2 protein-coding genes are annotated in these 907 nt (G+C 60.2%); one reads left to right on the top strand and one right to left on the bottom strand.

Translation table 11 applies throughout. From position 1 onward, the window contains the following. Positions 1-184: 184 nt before the first annotated feature. Entirely contained in the window at positions 185-514 is a 330-nt protein-coding gene (locus ACYVKL_RS38695; RefSeq protein ID WP_379174403.1) for a hypothetical protein, read from the bottom strand. 247 nt (positions 515-761) lie between these two features. On the opposite strand from ACYVKL_RS38695, the gene ACYVKL_RS38690 reads away from it, so the two are divergent. Next, the coding region (locus tag ACYVKL_RS38690) for a cold-shock protein (RefSeq protein ID WP_460774291.1) at positions 762-907 on the top strand (146 nt) is incomplete at its 3' end.

Genomic DNA, 907 nt, shown 5'->3' with positions numbered 1-907 from the left:
CGGCCTCCACAACCAGACATCATTCACCAGCAGTGATGCGCCGACCGGTTGAGATCAAGATCGTTTTCCGAACACGCACTTAGGTCGGCCACGCCGCTTCTTGGGGCCGCAGAACGGCAATACGCCCTGGGGGTATACCCAGGGCGTATTGCCAATCGGCCGGGTCTTGCCGCGTCCTACCGTCTCACCTAAGCGTGGCCCACAGTCGCTCGTCGTTGGGCTCAAATACCGCCCAGGTAGATGACTGCCTTGCTGTGGGCACTGGTGCAACGGCGTAGACGGCGAGAACCGCGTCTCCATCACCTATCACGGGAATGTTCGACGGAACGCTTTTTCCGCCAGAGCAAACCAGGACGGGACGTCCGTCCCTGTGCTCAAGTGTCAGGGTGCCTGCGTCCTCGGGGTTGATCTCTGATGCTGGAGCCAGCGTGAACCCGGACTCTTCGAGGTTCGCCTGGTCGATCGTGACCCTAGCTGGACCTTTGGCGTTAGGTGTGGCTTGCTCATCAGACATGGCGCCGCCTCCTCCTGCTGGCCGGCCCGATGCCGGCCTGACAAAGATCGTCCCACGGGTCGTACGGTCAGACTCGCTCGATCGAGGCTCTATTGGCTGTGCCGGACGATCGTTTTCCGAACAGGCTCAGGCGCGGCGGTCGGCCGGGCGGGGTCTCATGCAACGGGCATGGCATAGTGAGTGTTTGAGAACGGGCTTCTTACCAAAAATTTGCCCGGCTCACCAATAGAAAAGAAGTTGTCACAGCATGGCTCAAGGCAGTGTGAAGTGGTTCAACGGTGAAAAAGGCTTCGGCTTCATCGCTCAAGACGAAGGCGGCCCGGACGTCTTCGTGCATTACTCGGCCGTGAGCGGCGCGGGTTACAAATCCCTCGATGAGGGTCAGCGTGTCGA

Source organism: Nocardia tengchongensis (assembly GCF_054781395.1).
Note: the sequence above shows the minus strand (reverse complement) of the source record. Positions and strands in the feature narration are given on the sequence as shown.